Here is a 21,959-nt window from a genome sequence, read left to right as displayed (position 1 = left end):
CGATAAAGGGAGCAGCTGCCGCGGCGGTCTGCTCCCTGGTTATTGAATAGCGTATCTCGTAAAAATAAAACTGCGCATCACTTTTTCAAAAACTTCAACAGCACCTGCTCGACATGGAACAGATGTCTGCGCATCGCTTCCTCTGCCTGGGCCGGATCGCGGTCGCGCACCGCTTCATAAATCGCTTTATGCTCCTTCAGCAGCTGGCTGGAAACCGTTTTGCTTGAATACATTTGAATCCGTCTCGTTTCGCGGATCGCGGTTTGCATTTGCGTCGAGATCGAATCGATCATCCGCTCCATGATGGAATTGTGAGTTGCCTGCGCCAAGGTAAGGTGGAACAACATATCGGAACGCTCCCCCTCCTCTTCATTGCCCAGGAAATCTTCCATATTGCGCAAAACCGCTTCAAATTTCGCCATATCCTCGTCTGTGCGCTTTTCCGCTGCCAGTGCCGCATTGGAAATTTCGAGCGCCTTCCGCGCTTCAATCAGCTCCACGACCGTCTCGCGGCTCATTAACAGCGAATCGAATACGGGAAGATCCACATCCTGCGACTCGATACTACGGACATAGCTTCCTTCGCCTTGATGGATTTCCACCAGTCCCATAGCCTTCAAAGCGCTAAGCGCTTCTCTGACGGTAGATCTGCCGACCTGAAACCGTTCGGACAGCTCCTTTGCCGAAGGCAGCTTTTGACCCGGCTGCAGTGCGCCGCTCACTATTTGCTCTTTAATTTGATCCGCAATGACTTCATATATTTTACGCGACGATATTTTCTGAATTTCCAAGTCGTCCGCCCCCTGTGCATCAACATGATTACTAACCCTAACCGCCCATCAGCTCACGCTTATTATACCCGCTTGCAAGGCGGAAAGCCAATTGTTACCTGTTATTTTCTCATTTCGTTTCATGCTCATCACAGTGTGAGTACGAGGGGGATTACACGTATCCTTTCGACGTTTGCCGGAACAGTCCGGGCGTCATCCCTACCGTTTTGCGGAACAGCCGGATGAAGTAGTTATAATCGCTGAACCCTACCTCCGCGGCGACCTCGGGAATCGGAATCGTGCTGTGAATGAGCAGCCGTTTGGCCCTGTCCATGCGAAGCGTATGATGATACTGCAGCGGGGTTAATCCCGTATGCTTCTTCAAGCAGCGGGCGGCATAGTCGAAATGAAAATGCAGCTCCTCCGCCATCCGTTCCGCTCGAAACGGCTCCATGTACCGTTCCTGCAAATAATCCTTTACTTGCTCTGCGACGGTATAAGAACGGGTGGAGCGTCTATACTCTTTCACTCCCGACTGCAGCTGAGACAGTAAACGTCCCATGGCGACCTGCAAATCGACCGCATGCTCCAGCGTCAAGCTGTCGCGCAGCTGCAGCATATCCTGCAAGGTCGGAATAAGCGGCTTCATGTCCACCTTGCCGTACTTGGGCAAAAATAAATACTGCTCCGCCGGCGCAAGATCCAAATCGGTTCCTCTGCGGACAAGCGTCGACCAAGGAATGTGCTTCTCCGCCATGCGCGCCACCGGGCGGCTGTGCCTGAAATGAAGCCAATACAGCTCCGTGTCCCCGGTGCAAGACCGGTGTCCGTAGTGCGTTTTGCCTGGCTCCAGCAGCAGGACCTCGCCAGCTTCCACCTCATAGGGAGTCTCATCCTCGGTCATATAGAGAGCGCCGCTGCAAACCAGAACGAGATCGTACACCTCGAAGCACCGCTCAAAATGCTGCATCCCGCTCCTCCATACGGAGTGTCCGGCCGTTAAAAATTGCGGCAGCGGCGGAATCGATAGCTGTAAAATATCCATTGGGCACTCCTTTCTCCCTGCAAACCAAACGATGCTACTCCAGTGTAGTGGACGGACTGGCAAAATACAATCGAATTTGGTCGATATTGTGCTATAAATGGTCGGCCTCTTACCTATGCCAAGCTTCCATTCCGTTCTATAGTGTATAATGTAACCGCTTTTTTAAGTGATCTGAAATCAACAAGCATTCAAAGGAGCGTGTCTATTTTTATGCGTTTTCGCCAGGTCCATCTCGATTTTCATACTTCAGAAGCCATTCCGCATATCGGAAGACAATTTTCCAAGCAGCAATTCCAAGACATGCTGAAAAAAGGCAGTGTAGATTCCATCACCATCTTCTCCAAATGCCACCACGGCTGGGCGTATCACCCTACGGAAGCGAATGAAATTCATCCTGAGCTTGAATTCGACCTGCTCGGCGCGATGATCGAAGCCGCTCACGAAATCGACGTCAAGACGCCGGTGTACATATCCGCCGGATTGGACGAGAAGCTGACCCGCCGCCATCCGGAATGGCTCATCCGCGATATTAACGACAATACGAACTGGGTCGACGGGTTCATGAAGCCGGGCTACCATCAGTTCTGCTTGAATACGCCTTATCTGGATATTCTCATCCGGCAAATCGAGGAAGTCGTACGCAATTATGATGCCGACGGCATTTTCCTGGATATTGTCGGCGTTCGCCAGTGCTACTGCCATACTTGCGTTCAGACGCTTAGAGACGCAGGCCAGGACCCCCGCAACAAGGAAGCCGTTATTGCCCTGGGCGAGAGAACCTATGCCAACTATGCATCGAGAGTCCGCGAAGCGATCGACGCGATCAAGCCGGGACTGCCGGTATTCCATAACGGCGGCCACATTCGCCGCGGACGCCGGGATTTGGCGGGCATGAACTCGCACCTGGAGCTGGAATCATTGCCGACCGGAGGCTGGGGATACGATCACTTCCCGCTGTCCGCACGCTATGCGCAAGGGCTTGGCATGAATTATCTCGGCATGACCGGCAAATTCCATACGACCTGGGGCGAATTCGGCGGCTACAAGCACCCGAATGCGTTGAGGTACGAAACGTCGCTTAGCATCGCTAACGGCGCCCGCTGCTCCATTGGCGATCAGCTCCATCCGGAAGGCTTGATGGATCCCGCCACCTATGAGCTGATCGGTGCCGCTTACCGCGAGGTCGCCGAGAAAGAGGCGTGGTGCAGGGATGTAAGAAGCATAGCCGACGTCGCTTTGCTTTCGGTGGAAGCCGTCGCTTCCCAAAAAGAAGAGAAGCGCGAGGATCGTTCCGGCACCTCGGACGCAGGTGCTGTTCGGATGCTGCTGGAAGGCAAAATCCTGTTCGACGTCGTGGATACGGAGAACGATTGGACGAAATACAAAGTCGTCATTTTGCCTGACCAAGTCGTTGTGAATCCGCAGCTTGCGGCCAAGCTGAACGATTATTTCGCCCAAGGCGGCAAGGTGCTCGCTACCGGGCGTTCCGGCTTGAACGAGGCGGGAGACGGCTTCGCGATCGACCTTGGCGTTGCCTGGGAAGGCGAGAATCCTTACAAGCCGAGCTTTTTCCGCCCTCATTTCGAGCTGGCAAGTTTGCAAAACGCTGCCTTCGTCTTTTACTCCGACGGCCAACAGGTTCAGTTGACGGACGGTACGTCCCTCGGGCACCGTGAGAATCCGTACTTTAACCGCGATGTGTTCACCTTCTGCTCGCACCAGCATACGCCTAGCGCACAGCAGGATAACGGGCCGGGCATGGTGGAAAGCCGCAACGGTATTTATTTTGCCTGGAACGTGTTTGCCGATTATGCCGGGAAAGGCAGCCTGGCCTTGAAGGAAAGCGTATTGTTCGCCTTGAACCGGCTGCTTACCGACAAGACGCTCAGCACCACTTTACCGGCTCAGGGCATCGTCACCTTGATGGAGCAGCCATCCGAGCAGCGTTACGTCAACCATCTTCTTTACGCTACTCCGGTCAAACGGGGCTCCGGCGTAGAGGTGATCGAGGATATCGTTCCCCTGTATGATGTCCGTGTGACACTGAAGCTCGACAAGCCGGTTAAGCGTGCGTATTTGGCGCCGCAAATGGAAGAGCTTCCGATTGACGCGGTTAACGGCAGCGTATCTTATACGGTACCGAAGCTGGAATGCCACCAGATGGTTGTGCTGGAAACTTTTTGAACGATGTAAAAAAAGCGTTCGTCCTCATTGTGGGGTTTTTCAAGTAAAAAGAGAAGACACGAAGGGTCGTGTCCTCTCTTCTCTTCTGCTCCTATGATGTAGCAATTTACTTTTACTGCTCCGTTGATTTCTTTTGTTCTATGATTTTGTACAAGTTGTAGATGATTTGTGCGCTTTCTGCACGCGTCCCCTCACCGTGTGGTTGGAACAGCGAATCCGAGCGCCCGTTCACCAGTCCTAATGATGCTGCTGCACCTACGGCTTGCTTGGCCCAATCCGGTGCGTTCGTCATATCCTCGAAACGGGAGTCTGCGGCACCTTTTGTTTCTCCTCCATTGGCGTACGCATAGGCGCGCATTAGCATTGCCGCCATTTCCTGACGTTTGATCTCAGCGTTCGGCGCGAACTTCGATTCGCCGATGCCATTAACGATCCCTGCCTGAGCGGCAAGTCTAACCGGCTCTGCATACCACTGATCCGGTGCTATATCTACAAATGCGGCCGTTCCGTTTACAGACCCTTTAATTCCTAACAGCCGAACCAGCATGGCTGCAAACTCTGCGCGGGTCACTGTCTTGTCCGGAGCGAACTGATCCGCGGTCATCCCTTGAACCAGATGCTTCGCTGCAAGAGATCTGATGGTTCCCCACGCCCAGTGGGTCTGTTTCACATCTTCAAACGTTTTGTTATATTCCAGCACGGAGTACTTGCTAAAATGGTTAATGGGTGCTGTAACCATTCCCTCTTTCATCGAGCCGGGAATATATTCAATGGTTTGGTCGTCGGCAATATAATAGATGCCTGCCAACTCTGTATTTGCACCGGCACTCAAAGGAAGAGAAATCGTAAGAGGCTCTTCAAACTTGCTGAGCGACACTGTCTTGCCTTGCTTTGTAGTAAGCGTCAAACGGAATTCCAGCACGTCGCCGGCTGCTTTAAGCTCTGCTTCCGCAAGAAGCTGTGCATTGGCAAGAAGCTCGTTAGCATTGGATGCATCCAATGCGGTCACGCTCAAGCTAATGGTACTATCGCCCTGCTGCTCTGCCGGCACCATACCCGCAATGGCTTTTAGTACATTGGCAGGGATGGTAATGACCAGGTTCATGCCTTGGACCTGGAGAGCTTTATTTTGAAGCAGCTCTGCGGCATTTCCCGGAAGGACGATCTCATTCAATGGATCCGATACTTTGATTACAACCTGATTTTGATCGCTGCCGGCATTTAAAATCTCATAAGTTACTTCCACTCGACCCGGCTTGCTTCCCTCATTGACTACCGGTGCTGATGAGCCGGAACCTGAGCTATTCGATCTGCGCGGCATGGATACCGTCAGCTTATAAGAAGCCGTCTTGTCTCCGTACTTGGCTGATATCTCCGTCTCACCGACACCCAGTGCTAGAATACGTCCTGCTTCATCAACCGAGGCAACGTTTTTCATGCTGCTATCGTAATTGACACCATGAACTAAAGGAACACTTAATCCATCGCTATAAACGGCATTGGTTACTGCCGTTCCTCGTTCACCAATTACAAGAGCCGAAGGACCTTCAACCGTAATACCGATCAGCACAGGCTCTTCTGCCGATACGATCAGCTTGTACGATGCGCTCTTGCCGCCATAGGTTGCGGAGATTACCGTCTCGCCTGCAGCCAGAGCGTTAATTGTGCCCGCTCCATCGATCGTCGCCACGTTCTTCACGCTGCTGGCGTACGTGATGCCTTTCGTTACTGGAACTTTACTTCCATCGCTATAGACCGCTTGGGTCACTGCCGTTCCCGTTCCGCCGATCTTCAATTTCGAAGGACCTTCAACCGTAATACTGCTCAGCTCAGGCTCTTCTGCCGAAACGATCAGCTTGTACGATGCGCTCTTGCCGCCGTAGGTTGCGGAGATCACTGTCTCACCTGCTGCCACGGCGTTAATTGTGCCCGCTCCATCGATCGTCGCAACGCTCTTCACGCTGCTGGCGTACGTAACGCCTTTCTTTACAGGAACTTTACTTCCATCGCTATAGACCGCTTGGGTCACTGCCGTTCCCATTCCACCGATCTTCAGTATCGAAGGACCTTCAACCGTAATACCGGTCAGTACAGGCTCTTCCGCCGATACGATCAGCTTGTACGATGCGCTCTTGCCGCCGTAGGTTGCGGAGATTACCGTCTCGCCTGCAGCCAGAGCGTTAATTGTGCCCGCTCCATCGATCGTCGCCACGTTCTTCACGCTGCTGGCGTACGTGATGCCTTTCGTTACTGGAACTTTACTTCCATCGCTATAGACCGCTTGGGTCACTGCCGTTCCCGTTCCGCCGATCTTCAATTTCGAAGGACCTTCAACCGTAATACTGCTCAGCTCAGGCTCTTCTGCCGAAACGATCAGCTTGTACGATGCGCTCTTGCCGCCGTAGGTTGCGGAGATCACTGTCTCACCTGCTGCCACGGCGTTAATTGTGCCCGCTCCATCGATCGTCGCAACGCTCTTCACGCTGCTGGCGTACGTAACGCCTTTCTTTACAGGAACTTTACTTCCATCGCTATAGACCGCTTGGGTCACTGCCGTTCCCATTCCACCGATCTTCAGTATCGAAGGACCTTCAACCGTAATACCGGTCAGTACAGGCTCTTCCGCCGATACGATCAGCTTGTACGATGCGCTCTTGCCGCCGTAGGTTGCGGAGATCACTGTCTCGCCTGCTGCCAAGGCGCTAATTTCGCCAGCGCCATTGATCGTTGCTACACTACTCACACTGCTTGTATAAGTGACGCCTTCACTCAGTACCGTTCTTCGGCCGGAGTCGTATACAGCCTCCGTCACCGCCTTATCGGTTTGTCCCACCTTCAAGGAGCTGCTTCCTTTTAATTCAATAGAAGCAATCTCGTCGCGCTTCGAGATTTCGAACGTATCAACAACGCGTCCGCCAATCGTTTTAGTTACAACTTTCAGCTTCTCACCATCAATTACGACAGAGCTGAACATCTGTGTATTTTCATCATCCACAACCATCTGCCAAGGTCTCGGAGTCAACTCGTAAAACTTAGGGCCTGTCGCGCCGGGAATAATATAGCTTGTTCCCTTTCCGTCTACAGCCTTCTGGTTGTTTTTCATCGGGTATGTTCTAAGATAGATGTGATCATGACCGTTCATAACAAGATCGACCCCGAATTCGTCGAATACAGGAGTCCATGCAGTCCTCACATTCTCCGTATCGTAGATGCTGCCGTAAGGTCCGCGGTGGAAAAATACGATTTTCCACGGTTTGTCCGTGTGCATCAGATCGTTACGCAGCCATTCCGTTTGACCGGAGCCATCAACGTATTCACTGTTAAGCACAGCAATATGAATGTTCTTATAATCAAATGAATAATTAGTTCCCTTTTGGCTATCCGAACCGTTCTGCGGATGATTGAAATGGGCCAGGAAGTCTCCGTTGCCTTTGGTTCCCATCACCTCGTGATTACCCACTACGGTAATAGCTGTAGTGCTCATCAGCTGAGGCTGCGCCTTTTCGAACCACCAGTTCCATTCCTGCTCCTTGAACCCGCTATCGACCATATCGCCTACGTGGACGATGAATTCCGCCTGAGGCCGCTCTGTCATCGCCTGCTTCAAGGTATCTCCCCAAATTTTGAAGCCTGCCGCATCCGCTGCCTGCGAATCTCCGAAGACAAGAAACTCGGTTTGATCTCCGGTGCGCGGTGCTGTCTTGAAGCTGCCTTGCGCACTATAGTTGCCTTCTCCATCGCCTACGCGATATACATAAGCCGTTCCCGGTTCCAAAGCATCTGCGGTAGCCTTATGAACACGAATCGTTCCGATATCCAGCGTGTTGAACAAGTAGCTCGTGCCATTGAAACGAACCACGTTACTCTGGCTGAAATCCGTAAATTCGGATGCTTTCACGACTTCTACGACAGTTTTGTCCGTTGCCAGATTCGTGTGCCATGTGAATCCGCGTGACACGGCCGGATCCGCTCCCATCGTTACACTGATGTTATTCGGTATCGCTGAACCGGCCGGTTTTGAAACCGTAAATGTGCTGACAAGGCTGTACTGCTCTCCCTTCGCCGCTTGGACGGAATAAGTAGATAACGTCTCCGTCAGACGATTTGTCGACAGCTTACCCCTAGAATCCGTTCTAAGGGAACCATCGCCAACTTCGATACCATTCGCTAACAATTTGGCGCCTTCTACCGGTGCCCCGCCTTCGTCGGTAACCGTAAAGGTTGTAGTCAAGCCTTGAGCGTAATTATCATCCCAGCTTAAACGAAGCTCCTGCTTGACGGCGGATTGCATGGAAGCACCGACGTAGTTTTTATATTCTGCCGACCCGGTCAACAGGATGGAGCTGGAGCGGAAGGCAATGACGTTCGTTCCGCTGGCGTCCCCCTTCACCTGATATGTGATGCGGGCAAGCACATCGCTATCCGTTAACCCGGCGATCGAGTCCAGATCGGAGAAAGTCACTCTCACATTACCGGTAGCCGGATCGATCTGCTGCTGAATGTGACTATCGCTCAGCTTATCGCTTTTGACAACGGACAATGGAGTCGTCCGGGAAGGATCAAAAGCGAATTCCAGATGGCCGGCGCGAAGCTGGGCGATTCTTTCCCCCGTTAATTCAACCGAATAGGAATGTCCGGCGTACACATCTGCAGGAGTGGCATATTTGAACTTAGCCGATCCGGTATCGACAATAAAATCCCATTCTTTTATCGTTTGGTTGCCCTCAAGGTCGCGTACCGCCATCTTCACACGGTGAATCCCATCATCCAACGGTGTGGCCGGTTTATAAGTAATGCGTCCTTCCGGCGGATACAATCCATGGGTTACGAGCGTTCCGTCTATATACACCCGAATCGTATTAGGATCGATCAATGTCGTTCCCGGATGCTTCACAGGATCATAGCCGTCATCTTCTCCAATTGCACGAATTTGCGGAATATTGGTTTTGACGACGGAATTAGCCTCCGGAAATTCGTTTTTGATAATCGGAGGAGTCCGATCCTCGGTTAGCGGTCCGTACACTGCACGAATTCCATCGATATACAAAGCGCCTGCCGTCTTCTTGGTATTGCTCGTCTCCATGTATCGAACAGGCATGTCCATCGTCAGCGGGGTAGCTTTCCCTTTTGGAACGGCGGCCTCAATGTATTTCCACCCTTTCCAATTGACTCCGGCAGTCTGATCTGTAAAATCAATGGCAAAGGCAACATTGTTGCCGTCCCGCATCTGGCCTCTTAGCCAGTGCGCTTCCCCGTCTCCGTAAACCCACATGCCGATTTTCTCGGGATAGCCGGGAACCTGTATGCGTGTAGCCGTCGATTTTGCTTGCAAATAGGCGCCGGAAGTGCCGGTCTTTCCTCTAAAATCATACGACAGCTTCAAAGACGCATTGCCTAAGCGTACAAAATCCTGATTTTTCTCCTCATCTATGCTTACGGACGTATATGCCGCTCCGGCGGCCATGTAATTGCCCAGACCGTTCTCGAAGTCTTCCAATACGACAGGAGGAACGCCGACCGTTACTTTCATAGATGTTTCTACGCTGCCATGCTTTACATAGATCGTTCCGGATTGATCGTTGGCGCTGGTGGCTCGGAACGTGCCGTTCGCATCTATCGTTCCGATCGGTCCTTCGACTCTCCATTCAAAGCTGTCGTTGCTTGCTTGAATGACTTGTCCGTTTCGCAAAGCCGCAACCGACAAAGTCGAGACAGCACCGCTATTAAATGTCTTCACTTCATCCGGGAATTTGAGCTCCGTTAATTGATCTACAACCTCAATATCGGCTTCCCCTTGCAAAGAGCCTGCAGATACGCGTATTTTACCGGAGCCTCGCTGATTTCCGGCAGTAAAAACCCCACCTGATGTAATGGTTCCGATAGCCGAATCCGCGTTCCATGTTTCCGCTTCCGAATAATTCGCAGGATGTCCGCCTGCATCGATCCCTGCGGATTTGAACGTCAAGCTGGAGCCGGCCAGAATACGTTCCATCCCCGGCTGGACAACCAGCTTCGCCGCCGGACCTTCCGGCGCTTTATTAACAAGCAGCAGACCGTTGCCGGTTTGCCGCTCCCCACCGTCGGAGCCGCGGTTCAACATTTTCCTTGCCGTTTCACCCGGAAGCTTGGCTATAAACGTAGAGGAGCCGCCGCCGTCCAGATTCATCGCATCCACAACGCCCAGATCCTTCAAAATGTTGGCGAGCTCCACCGTCTCCACACCTTCGCTGAATCCGGGAGCACGTCCGTCAATTTCAAACAATACTACCGTTCCGTCCGACTTTGTACCGATGGCCGTACGGGGATGGACTCCCTCCGGCCCAACGTTAGTCTGAACTGCGCCGTTTTTAATCAACGGGCCCTGTCCTCCGATAGCAACCGTCACGTCCTGCCATTCGCCGTCCAATGCGAAGCTTGCTGTAATTTCATCACCGATCTGAACGGCTGATAATAACGAACGGGCCGTGCCTGATGCGGACAGTACGACTTTCCCCGGTTCCAGGGGGGAGCTGCCTTGATCTTTACGGATCGAGTTCACCTTAAGCAGCATCGTCTGGCCGCTTTTCACTTCTCCTTGAATCACGTCCAAAACCACTTCGTCCCCAAGATTCGTCGTCATCGTAGAAGTATTATAATCCGAAGTATAAAGGACAAGCTGGTTATTCTCCCTATAACGGTTAATATGTGTCAGATTCGTCGGCACACCGCCGATGGTCACGGTCTTGGTCAGCCTGGGCGAACCGTAAACGGAGGTGCCGTCGCTCTTTAATCCGAAGGCGAACGAACTGGTGGAGCTGTTCAAAATCCGCCCGTCGTCCATGAACAAACCGTTCGGCACACCGGTCGAATAACCGGTCAGATCATAAAAGTCGCCATTGATGCCTGCGATAACACGGTTACCTGGCTTGTCCGCGTAATTAGCCATCGCCGTGACGCCTTGCATGCCGTACACTTTTCCGGATTTGGTACCGGCTTGCAGTTCAAGATTCGGGTTCTTAGGATCGAATTCGACGAAGTGCATCTTTTCCTTTCCGCGGTCGATGTTCATGTCGTACCACGTGTAGGTTGCTCCCGGAGCGAGCTCCATTTGGCGCATATCGGTCACTTGGCCGTATGTCGTCGCCGGGAGTGTGCTGGCCAGAGCCGGCGTGTACAGCTGCAAAAAAGAGAGCAGCATGACAACAGCCATTAAATAACCGGTAAATCGTCGTCGTTTTCTTGTAAACATCATTCGAATTAGCCTCCAATCATAATAGCGGCCGAACCCTGGATGATCAGGGATCGGCTGGATATGATAACTATTATGATGGGCATATGTAAAATGAATTGATTAATTATAAAAAGAATTTGTAAATGGCTTACCTGGAGTGCTACTTATTCGCCCTCATCTTCTTCCTGTACTGAAGAGGGCTGATAAACGCGATTTTTTTAAAGATCCGGTTAAAATGCCCCAAATTGTCGTACCCCACCGCTTCCGCAATAGCGATGATTTTCTCATCCGTTTCGACAAGCAGCCGCTGCGCTTCCTTTACTCTCGCGATCTGAATGTACTCGACGATGCCGACTCCCGTCAGCTTCTTGAACATGCGGCAAAGATAGTACGGACTTATAAAAAACTGCTCGGACAGCGCAGCAATCGACAGCTCTTCTTTGTAATGCTTCATGATGTGTCGCGCGATTTGCGAAATTTTCTCGTGAAGCGGCTTCCGGGAATCCGAATCGGTCTCCTTGCGGTCACCCCAGCGGCAAATCAACAGCAGCAGCTCGGTCAGCAAGGACCGAACAAACAAAGAGTACCCTACAGGCTCCGTCTTCAGCTCCTCCATCATTTTGAACATGAGAGTTTTGACGACGGCCTGATCGTCCCAGCTCAGCTTAAGCACCCCCGAACCGTTCGGAAACGGCAGCAGCGCCGGCCCTTCCCCCTCCTGCAGACGGATAAACTCGTCCGTGAAATTAATGAGAAGCCGCTCATGCCCGGGCTCTCCCCGGTCTGCCGTATGATGCAGCTCGTTTTTATTGACGATGACGAGATCGCCCTTTTGCGCCGCCAGTACCCGGTCCTGAATAAAATAATTGCGCTCTCCCGAAAGCAAAAAATAAATTTCATAATGCTTTTCATGAACGTGGCTTTTCTTCTGATCGTATGGACTTTTGCGCAGCAGGTGACTGAAATGAAGCGTGCGGCCTTCGTTATTGTATTGAAACAGCCTGTATTCCTGCATTTCTTGCCCCCTATATCGATGCAATATTCGCAATATATGTGAATTATGAGACTTTTAAGCAATTTATTAGCAAGAATATAATGCATAATTGCGATATTATAAAGTATATTTGAAAACCCTTTCAACTTCAATAAGGTGGTGAGCTTGAATCCAGATGAATTTGCATTATCTTCCTTTAACGCTGAATGAACGTTACATGAAACATACTTTGAAGCTCGCAGAGCGTTACGGAGGCGTAAGTGCAATCCATTTAAGCCATCATTTGGTCCATCATGCGGACGATGTGATGACGAATCCGGACCGTTTGGCTCAAGTTCGGAAAATTGTCAGCCTGGCCAAAGCTCAGCGGCTCGACGTATGGTGCTGGACGCACGAAATGTACAGGCCGCCCGCTGCCTGCGTTACCGACGGCATGCTGGATTTGGAGCACCCCGATTTGCAGCCGCATTTGGAGCAAAAATATGCCGAGTTCCTTCAGGAACTTCTCCCCGGCCTCGAAGGCTTGGTGCTAACCTTTGCTGAAACCCAATTTGAGGTATACAAGGACAAAAATGTGCTGTCCTCCTATACAGGTCCGGAGGCAGCGGCGAATAAAACGAAGCAGCTGGTGCAATGGCTGCTCGACAGCTGCAGCAAGCACGGAGCCAAGCTGACCGTCCGCGATTTTGTATACCGGGACCATGAAATCGCCGATATGCTCAAAGCGATCCGCAGCCTGCCGGATGAGGTGGGAGTCATGAGCAAATGTGTGCCCCACGATTGGCATCCTTATTACCCAGACAATCCCGTTCTCAGTCAGGTTCGCCCGAAGCCGCAATGGATCGAGTTCGATCTCGGGCATGAATACGAGATGCAGACGGTGCTCCCGTTCGCCGAGCCGGAGCTGCTGCTCCGCCGTGCACGGCACGCCCGGACTCTCGGAATTGAAACGTTCTGTCTCCGGCTAGACCGGTACGACGCCGACGCCGGGAACAGTGCCGTGTATACGCCGTGGGGACAATTGGAGCTTCAAGTATTCTCCAGGTTCGCCGCCAACCCCGATATTAAGCTGGACCAGATCATAGCCGATTGGGAGAAGGAGCATTTCGAGGGGGCTTGGGAAGTGGTCGGGTTATCGACGGAAATTGTCCGCCGAATGCTGTTTCCTCAGAAGCTGTGGCTGGCCGATCATTCCAATTTGCCGACATTCGACTATGCGCGCAAGCACCTGAAGGACGGCAATGCCGATCGCTTGCCCGTATGGACCGGTTCGCCTGTGGACCGACTGGCGGAGCAGCTGTGCGACCGGCCGACTAAGGAATGGGTGTTTCAGCTGCGGGCGGAAGACGAGAAAACGTCCTTCTATATGAACAGGCTGTCATCCATGATGAACCGGGGCGGCAGAAAATTGGCCGAGACTTGGCGTGAAGCTCTACATGCGCTCCAAGCATGGGAGGAGCTGTTCCGGCAGTATAAGGCCGCTTATTTCGGCATCCGGCTGCTGCAGAACGACCCCGATGCCGTATCCGTGCATGAGCTGCGCATGATCATCAATATTTTGGAACAGTCATGTGCGGACTTTAAGGAGCAGTTTCCGAATCAGATGCTGAGCGGACGACGGGCATGGGAGTCCCATGCCAAAGTGATCGAGAGCTTGCGCAATCAATTGGATGCGTAAGATGCACTCTTCCTATTTACGATAACATTTTATTCGAGGTGAACTATGTACGGAAAATGGACTTTGATCGGTTCTTTGTTAGTGACAAGCTTGCTGGCAGGATGCTCTAATAACAAGCCGGCTACAGAAGCACAGGCGCCGAGCACGGCGGTTAATTTGAACGAGCCTGCCGAAATTGTTTTATTCTCCAACAGCGGCGACTCCCCTGAGAGCTTCGACGAACGGTTCGGCAATGCGCTCCGCAAAAAATTTCCGAACTGGAAAATTACCTATTTTCAAAAGACGAAAGGCCAGTCGCTCGAAGAGCTTCTTGCGGCCAATACACCAATTGACATTTACTGGGAGTCGGTAGGCCAATTCGTCGGCGGGCTGCTCAAATACGAGCTGCAATACGATATGACCCCGCTCATTCAGGCGAACAAAATCGATTTAAGCCAATTCGAGCCTACAACCATCGATGCGATGAAAATGATCTCGAACGGCAAGATGTACGGCCTGCCCGTGTCTAATAACAATATGGCGCTGTTCTACAACAAAGATATTTTCGATCGGCTCGGCGTCCCTTATCCGAAGGACGGCATGACGTGGGATGACGTCGTGGAGCTGAACAAGCAGCTTACTCGAAGCGATAACGGCAAGCAGTATCTCGGGTTCGGCATGTCCAACATTCATTATTTCCGGCTGAACTCCTACTCTTTGCCTTACGTCGATCCGAAGACGGAGAAAGCGACAATCAGCGATCCGCGCTGGAAAACAATTTACGAATCGGCTATTCTGAGACCGGCCCAGCTGGACGCCTTCAAAACCAGTATTGAAACAAGGAAGGCCCTTCCGGAATCCGACGCCTTATTCACGAAAGACCAGACGCTGGCCATGTACGGATACCAGTCGTATATGTTCGTGCAGAGAGATTTGTCCAGCATGAATTGGGATATGGTAGCTTACCCTACGTTCAAGGATCTCCCGGGAGTCGGCTCGCAATCGTATCCGACTTACTTCAGCATCACCAACATTAGTAAGCAAAAAGAACGGGCTATGGAAGTCATCAAATATCTCATCTCCCAGGAATTCCAGATGGAGCTGTCCAAGAAAGGCATTATGACCGTACTAAACGACAAGGCCGTGCAGAACGCGTTTGGCCAGGAAGGCTATGCCAAGGATAAAAATTTAAAATCGGTATTCTACAACAAGTTTGCGCCGATTTCGCCCAAAACTTTATACGATGCGGAAGCGGAAAAAGCGTTCCGGGCTCCGTTGGTCCCGATGGCGCTGAATCAGAAGGATATTAATACGGGCTTCCGGGAAGTAGAGGAAGGCGTTGTTAAAGCGATAGCCGATTTGAAAAAATAGCGTTGCGTGAGCATTGCACACGAAAGCCCCTCATCTTGCCGTTACGGCAGCATGAAGGGCTTTTTTCATTCAATAACCCGTCTTTGTCTTGCCCATAACCGACTATATGGTATGATTGACGTTATCTATATTTGTTGTGGAGGCAGGCATCATGATCATTTCTTTGATAGCGGCAGTCGATAAAAATAATGTGATCGGTCAGGACAAAGACATCCCCTGGACCATCCCGGGCGAGCAAAAACGGTTTAAAGAGCTGACGCTAGGCCACACCATCATCATGGGGAGAAAAACGTACGATTCCATCGGCAAGCCTCTCCCGGGCCGTAACACGATTGTCGTCTCACGAAGCCATCATATCGAGGCAGAGCGGTGTACTACCGTTACTTCTTTGCAGGATGCGCTGCAAACGGTTCAGGAAGAGAACGAAGTATTCATAGCGGGCGGCGGCCAGCTGTATGCAGAAGCACTGCCCTATGCGGACAAAATCTATTTGACCGTCATCGATCATGAATTCGAAGGGAACATTTACTTCCCTGCGTTCGATTGGCAGCAGTTTGACGTTACATACGAGCAGCGCGTGGAAACAAGCCTGTATCCTTACACTTACTACACGCTGGAACGGAAGCAAGAGAAGTAAGCACCACTACAGTAAAAAGCCGCAGCCCTCTACTGAAGGTTGCGGCTACACTTATTTCCCCTAGCAGCAGCGCGAGACTTTGCCTCCTTTGGCATTGTAGCGCGCGTCCTGAGCTTCCCGGAAAAACTGCTCCCGCGACGGGATCGGCTCGCCGGGATGACACTCTTTCATATGCTCGACATACCGTTCATAGTTCGGCACGCCGACCAGCAAATCCAGAAATTGATTGCGGTACTTCAGCACTTCGCGGACCGCCTCAAACATATTTCGGCACCTCCCTGCCGCCTCCGCCCTCGCCGGCGCGAGCCACGTAAGGGGCTTCCACGAGCGGGGCAGGCTTATTGTTCAGCACCCGGAACCATACCCGGATGGAAGCGATCAGTACGGCGATTACTATGATCATAAACAGCGCGCACAGGGCGGCGTCCAAATAATCATTCGTAATAATCTGCCTCATCTGCTCGGCATTCGCCGCCGGAGCGAGCAGCTTGCCGGCTGCAAGCGCATCTTTATACTGTGCGGCATGGCTGAGGAAACCGATTTTGGCAGCCGGATGGAACAGCTTCTGCCAGCCTGCGCTCATCGTAACGATGAGCAGCCATGTCGTAGGCAGCAGCGTAACCCATGCATAAGCTTTTTTACCCATCTTGAGCAGGATGGTGGAGCCCAGCAGCAGCGCCATGCCCGCAAGCATTTGGTTGGCGATGCCGAACAGCGCCCAGAGCGAGTTGATTCCGCCCAGCGGGTCAATAACCCCTTGGTACAGGAAGTAGCCCCAGCCGGCGACACAAATGGCCGTCGCGATGACGTTGCCTGCCATAGACTCTGTATTGCCAAGCGGTTTAATGACGCTGCCCAATATTTCCTGCACCATAAACCGTCCTACCCGTGTCCCCGCGTCTATCGTCGTGAGGATAAACAAAGCCTCGAACAGGATGGCAAAATGGTACCAGAACGCCATCAAAGCTTTACCTCCGATGACATTGGAGAGAATATGAGCCATGCCGATAGCGAACGTAGGCGCTCCGCCGGTTCGCGATAAAATCGTCGTTTCGCCGACATCCTTGGCCATCGTCGTCAAATCGTCCGGCGTAATGGTGAAGCCCCAGGACGTGATCGTCGCGGCAGCTTTTACCGCATCCGTGCCGATAGCCGCCGCCGGGCTGTTAATCGCAAAATAGGTGCCCGGCGTAATGACGCACGCAGCGATAAGCGCCATGATAGCTACGAACGATTCCATCAGCATCGCTCCGTATCCGATCGGGCGTGCGTGGGATTCCCGCTCCAGCATCTTAGGTGTCGTTCCGGACGATACGAGTGCATGGAACCCGGATACGGCACCGCAGGCTATCGTAATGAACAGGAACGGGAACAAGTTGCCGGCGAATACCGGGCCGGTTCCGTCGATAAATTTCGTTGTCGAAGGCATAGCCAGATCCGGCATAACAACCAGAATTCCTAGCGCCAAGCCGACGATGGTGCCGATTTTCAAGAAGGTGCTCAAGTAGTCGCGCGGCGCCAGCAGCAGCCATACCGGCAATGCCGAAGCGATGAAGCCGTAGGCGATCATCATCAGGGCGATGGTTTCGCCGCTGAAATTGAACATCGCGGATAGCGCAGGCGTCTCAGCCACATATTTGCCGGCAATAAGTGCGGCGAACAGCAGCACGACTCCCATCAAGGAGGCTTCCGCTACGCGTCCCGGGCGAATGTACCGCATATAGAAGCCCATCAGCACGGCGATAGGAATCGTCGCGGCGATCGTGAACATCCCCCAAGGGCTTCCTATCAAAGCCTTCACGACAACCAGCGCCAGCACGGCGAGCAGGATAATCATGATGCCCAAAATGCCGACCATGGCAATCGCACCTGTCACCGGCCCCAGCTCATCCTTGATCATTTCACCCAGCGATTTGCCGTTCCGGCGGGTGGATGCGAATAGAATGACAAAGTCCTGCACGGCGCCGCCCAGAATAACGCCGATAACGATCCACAGCGTACCGGGCAAATAGCCCATTTGCGCCGCCAAAACCGGGCCGACCAGCGGACCCGCTCCGGCAATTGCCGCAAAATGATGGCCGAACAAAACCCATTTGTTCGTCGGAACGTAGTCTTTGCCGTCGTTCTTCAGCTCGGCCGGCGTCTTGCGGTTATCGTCCAATCCGAATACTTTGTTAGCCAGAAACTTGCTGTAAAACCGGTAGGCGACCGCATAGCAGGCAACCGCCGCTACAACTAGCCACATCGCATTGATGGATTCTCCCCGATTCAATGCAAGTACTGCAAAGCCTATGGCTCCGAGTACGGAAATAAGTCCCCAAATGAAAATGGACTTGATGCTTTTTGCCATTAGGAATCCCCCCAAGGATAACATAAGAATGCGGTAACGCTTTCATGATAGCGCTTGCAAGTAGTATACCCTCGCAGCAATCCTCTGAAAACCGCTTAGGCGCATCATGTCGGGGAGGCTTTCTAAGATGCTAAATTTCGAGCTTCAAACGCAGCTCCTTGACATAGTTCCGGCTCACCGGAACCTTGCTGTGCACCGCATCGTTCATCACGAGATTGTAGGCGCCGTTGACCCAGGACTTCATTTCCGCTATCGATTCGAGCTGCACCAGATAGCTTTTGTGACAGCGGAACAGCCCGTAAGGCCCAAGCTTCCCTTCCAAATCCTGAAGCGTATAAGCAACCTCATAAGCCTGATCCCAGGTATGCACCTGGACATGCTTGCCTTCCTTACTGATGTATACGATATCTTTGGGTGAAACATACTTGATTCCGTCCTCTAGCTCCAACGCAAGCTTCACACAAGCCGATTGCGGCTGAGGCTGTCCTTGCCGCTCCTGCTCGCGGAGGAGGGCGCCAGTGTCGCCGCCACCGCCAGATTCCTTCTGACTTACTTGGCGCAGCTCGCGAAATACTGCTTCCACATCTTCGTCGTCATAAGGCTTCAATATATAATGAAATGCCCTCAGCTTGAAGGCATTCACCGCATATTGATCGTAAGCGGTAGAAAATACTACCTTCACCCGCGGATCCAGCTCTCCGACCAGCTCCGCTACCTGCAGCCCGTTCAAATCCGGCATGTCCATATCGAGGAACAGCAGATCGGGCTTGGTCTCCCGCACTTTTTTGATGGCATCCATTCCTCCGGTCGCCACGACAACCGTCTCCACTTCGCTCATGTTACCGACCAGAAAGCTAAGCTCCTCTCTTGCCGGCGCTTCATCATCCGCAATGACAATCTTCCATCCCATCCGGTTCACCTCACCCAAAAGCTTATTTTCGTTCCCTCGTTCTGACGGCTCTCAATGCTAAGTGCCTGCTCTATGCCATAGTGATATCTCAGTCTTTGCTCAATATTCTCAAGTGCGAGACCGGCATGCTCCTCCTGAGTCCGAAGCTTGTCCTGCTGCATCCCTACTCCGTTATCTTCAACCGTAATGTGCACCTTGGCTTGCTCTCCCTCTTCCTCCTGCCATATACGCAAAATAATAACGCCGGTTCGCTCGATTCGCTTTAACCCGTGGACCAGTGCATTTTCTACAAGAGGCTGAATCGTAAAAGGAGGAATGAGGCGGTTTAACGCTCTCTCGTCTATGTCCGTTACAAATTCCAGCTGATCGCCGAGCCTTGCTTTGGTCAGCGTCAAATACGCCTTCACCATATCCAGCTCGTCGCGGATGGAAATCAGCGTCCTGCTGCTGTTGTTCATGTTGCTGCGCATCCATTTGGACAAATGGGTAATCAGCTGCCTGGCATCCTCCGGCCTTGTCCTGATAAAGGATTTCACGGTGTTCAGCACGTTAAACATAAAGTGCGGGCTCATCTGGGCCTGCAGCGAGCGGATCTCCGCATCCGCCAGCAGCTGCGCATGGCGTTCCCCCTCCGCCGACGCATACTGCTGTGACAGCAGCTGCGCAAGCGATCCGAGCATTCTCCGCCTGGACGGGCTGTCGTCCTGCTGCCGCTCGTAGAACAGGCGAAAATGGCCTATCGTTTTGTTCCCTTGCGTTTCCAACGGGAGATCGATCCAATAAGGTGTCTTGCGTCCCTCCATCACCTGATCGCTGCCGCCGGAGTAAAATAACGCGCCAACCGCACGCGTCTCCTCGTGCAATGTCGCCGTAACCGACCGCACCGCCTCGTGAAATCCGAGCTTCCACTGCGGCATGGTCAGATCGGCAATATGGAGCGCTTTACGGGCGTGCTCGTTACCTATCCGATCCTCCTCAAGCTGGATCGTGTTATATACCATGAAAAACATCGCCACTCCGGTGCTGTTGGCCAAGGTTTGCGGAATCCCGATCATCATGACGAGTCCGAACGCCTCATCCCATGGCCTGGCCAAAGCGAGAATCAGCGCCATCTGCATCATTTCCGCGACGAAGCCGACGATAAACGCCAATGGAACGGTCGACATGTTCCTGAACCTTCTTTTCAAGGCGTTGCGGCACAAGCCTCCAAGAATCCCCTGCAGCATCGGTGCGATCATGCAGGCAACGGCGACGAAGCCGCCCAGACTGTACCGGTGAAGTCCGGCCACGGCTCCGACGATGAAGCCGCTCCTGACGCCTCCGAGCAGCCCGGCAATGACTACGCCTACCGTGCGCGAGTTGGCAATCGCTGCAGTTGGGGATACATAACCGATCCAGGGCGCTGGCTTATAGTCATATTGAGACACTGTAACTCCCGAATACGTGCCGAGAATAGAATACAAGCTGAAGAAAATAAGAAACCGCCAATGATTCCTTCTGTCACCCTGGTAGCTCATATAGCTTCTCATCCATTTGCTTCGGGAGAACACAAAGGCCATGGCAATCAGAAAGCCCACTCTTTCGAACATATCTACCATTAAATAAAACATGCTTGGCTCACACCGTCCCGGCCGGAAACATTCCGTATGTAGCTACTATTATACATCCATCGGGCTTGACGTAAACGCTAGAAGTGAACTCCCCCGAAAAACCAAAAAGCAGCCGAATCCTGTAGGGATACGCTGCTTGAATACGGTTTTGTCCAGATCACAAGGATTGCCGCCTTAAAACATTTTGATAACGGCGTCTCTTCCCTTCATTCCCGGAACGATGCCAAGCTCCTCCGCTTCGTACGTGACCGATTCCAACGGAGCCTCGAGCAGCTCTTCAATCGTGCGTACCCCGGTAGCTCTGGCAGCAATAATGCGGCGGTCCTTCAATCTTTCATTCAACAGCCCAACGTCAAGCGCTCCGCACATTATATATCCCTTATCGGTTGTCACCGCAAGGAGGGTCGTTTTGGGCAGCTTAACCTCGATAGCCAATGCGGTGAAGCCGTCAAGCGTTACGGGTTCCATGCGCATCATCGTCAGCATCTCCTTTTTTCATTCAGCATGCAATTCATTATATGAGCCTGCTCCGATACAGGTGATTCAAGCTCGGGGGAATCCTGTCAATTTTATAAAAAAGATACAAAAAGCGATTATCCCCTACTTTATTCCCATAAAAAGTGGTATAGTTAGGGAGGATTACTAGGTCTTAAGGAGGGCAGTTATGGAGGCGGACCAACACCGAATCGGCAAACGCAAATATCTTTTCAACGTAGACATTCTCATTGAAGACGAGACGAACGGGCGAGCCCTAGAGAAGCTGCTTCACCTGCTAAACGTAGATGAGGTAAAGGACTATCAGATCAAAGAGGGGGTTGAATTAGGTACCTACATAGAGGCCGTGCTGCGTGAGACGATCAGTAAGCCGAGGCCGACCGAAGCCGCGACGAAGCCGGGCGGGCAGCCGAAAGAAGCCGCCGTTCCTCCCGATGGAGGCGGAGTCACACAGCCGGAAAATCCGACAGCCGGACCCGATCCTCATCAGGCCATCTGGGATCAACTTCAACAATATAAACAAAGCAACTCGCTGGTTAGACTTACCGTTGTGAAGGGCAAAGGCGTCAAGCTGAACATTCCGTGCCGTATTCTCAACTTCGACCCGTCGAACGGGAATGTGAGCGTTTATCATGTCGACGAAAAGCAAGTGTATTTGTTCAAAATTAATGAAATCGACGATTTTGCCGTCAGCCGATAGGACGAGCTAGAAAAAGGCGGAAAGCC

Annotated in this window: 14 protein-coding genes; 5 read left to right on the top strand and 9 right to left on the bottom strand. The window is 52.3% G+C overall.

Annotated features, from left to right (window positions below):
• Positions 1-77: 77 nt before the first annotated feature.
• Positions 78-791: a FadR/GntR family transcriptional regulator gene (locus DVH26_RS07390; RefSeq protein WP_239632773.1), complete on the bottom strand. Its 714-nt coding sequence runs from the start codon at positions 789-791 to the stop codon at positions 78-80.
• Between the two features lie 151 nt (positions 792-942).
• A complete protein-coding gene (locus DVH26_RS07385; protein WP_239632770.1) occupies positions 943-1,815 on the bottom strand; it encodes a helix-turn-helix transcriptional regulator in 873 nt (290 codons plus the stop codon).
• 210 nt (positions 1,816-2,025) lie between these two features.
• On the opposite strand from DVH26_RS07385, the gene DVH26_RS07380 reads away from it, so the two are divergent.
• Positions 2,026-3,999, top strand: coding sequence for a beta-galactosidase trimerization domain-containing protein (locus tag DVH26_RS07380; RefSeq protein WP_239632768.1), 1,974 nt, complete (start codon positions 2,026-2,028; stop codon positions 3,997-3,999).
• Positions 4,000-4,111: 112 nt separating this feature from the next.
• Here the strand turns inward: DVH26_RS07380 and DVH26_RS07375 are convergent, their stop codons facing one another.
• Together DVH26_RS07375 and DVH26_RS07370 are read right to left on the bottom strand one after the other, a co-directional pair.
• Entirely contained in the window at positions 4,112-11,230 is a 7,119-nt protein-coding gene (locus tag DVH26_RS07375) for a phosphodiester glycosidase family protein (protein WP_239632766.1), read from the bottom strand.
• Between the two features lie 139 nt (positions 11,231-11,369).
• Positions 11,370-12,224: a helix-turn-helix transcriptional regulator gene (locus DVH26_RS07370; protein ID WP_239632764.1), complete on the bottom strand. Its 855-nt coding sequence runs from the start codon at positions 12,222-12,224 to the stop codon at positions 11,370-11,372.
• A 196-nt stretch (positions 12,225-12,420) separates the two neighbouring features.
• Between DVH26_RS07370 and DVH26_RS07365 the strand changes: the two genes are divergently transcribed.
• From DVH26_RS07365 to DVH26_RS07355, 3 genes are all read left to right on the top strand, one after another.
• Positions 12,421-13,881 carry a hypothetical protein gene (locus DVH26_RS07365; protein WP_239632762.1) on the top strand — a complete coding sequence of 487 codons (1,461 nt, stop codon included), beginning with the start codon at positions 12,421-12,423 and terminating at the stop codon, positions 13,879-13,881.
• Positions 13,882-13,926: 45 nt separating this feature from the next.
• Positions 13,927-15,231 (top strand): ABC transporter substrate-binding protein, encoded by a 1,305-nt coding sequence (locus tag DVH26_RS07360; RefSeq protein ID WP_239632760.1) that lies wholly within the window; start codon positions 13,927-13,929, stop codon positions 15,229-15,231.
• 151 nt (positions 15,232-15,382) lie between these two features.
• Positions 15,383-15,868, top strand: a complete 486-nt coding sequence (locus DVH26_RS07355; RefSeq protein ID WP_239632758.1) for a dihydrofolate reductase — start codon at positions 15,383-15,385, stop codon at positions 15,866-15,868.
• 60 nt (positions 15,869-15,928) lie between these two features.
• On the opposite strand, the gene DVH26_RS07350 is transcribed toward DVH26_RS07355, so the two are convergent.
• The 5 genes from DVH26_RS07350 to DVH26_RS07330 form a co-directional block, all read right to left on the bottom strand.
• Positions 15,929-16,132, bottom strand: coding sequence for a YbdD/YjiX family protein (locus tag DVH26_RS07350; protein ID WP_239632756.1), 204 nt, complete (start codon positions 16,130-16,132; stop codon positions 15,929-15,931).
• A complete protein-coding gene (locus DVH26_RS07345) occupies positions 16,125-18,218 on the bottom strand; it encodes a carbon starvation CstA family protein (RefSeq protein WP_239632754.1) in 2,094 nt (697 codons plus the stop codon). Before DVH26_RS07345 ends, DVH26_RS07350 begins: the two co-directional genes overlap by 8 nt.
• Before the next feature lie 130 nt (positions 18,219-18,348).
• Complete coding sequence (locus DVH26_RS07340; protein WP_239632752.1) at positions 18,349-19,128, bottom strand: LytR/AlgR family response regulator transcription factor; 780 nt, start codon at positions 19,126-19,128, stop codon at positions 18,349-18,351.
• A 5-nt stretch (positions 19,129-19,133) separates the two neighbouring features.
• Positions 19,134-20,738 (bottom strand): LytS/YhcK type 5TM receptor domain-containing protein, encoded by a 1,605-nt coding sequence (locus DVH26_RS07335; RefSeq protein ID WP_239632750.1) that lies wholly within the window; start codon positions 20,736-20,738, stop codon positions 19,134-19,136.
• Between the two features lie 174 nt (positions 20,739-20,912).
• Positions 20,913-21,215 carry a YunC family protein gene (locus DVH26_RS07330; protein ID WP_239632748.1) on the bottom strand — a complete coding sequence of 101 codons (303 nt, stop codon included), beginning with the start codon at positions 21,213-21,215 and terminating at the stop codon, positions 20,913-20,915.
• A gap of 187 nt (positions 21,216-21,402) precedes the next feature.
• Here DVH26_RS07330 and DVH26_RS07325 point away from each other — a divergent pair, with 187 nt between their 5' ends.
• Positions 21,403-21,933, top strand: coding sequence for a hypothetical protein (locus DVH26_RS07325; RefSeq protein WP_239632746.1), 531 nt, complete (start codon positions 21,403-21,405; stop codon positions 21,931-21,933).
• The last annotated feature ends 26 nt before the right edge of the window (positions 21,934-21,959 follow it).

It is taken from the genome of Paenibacillus sp. H1-7 (assembly GCF_022354825.1).
Lineage (GTDB): Bacteria > Bacillota > Bacilli > Paenibacillales > NBRC-103111 > Paenibacillus_S.
Note: the sequence above shows the minus strand (reverse complement) of the source record. Positions and strands in the feature narration are given on the sequence as shown.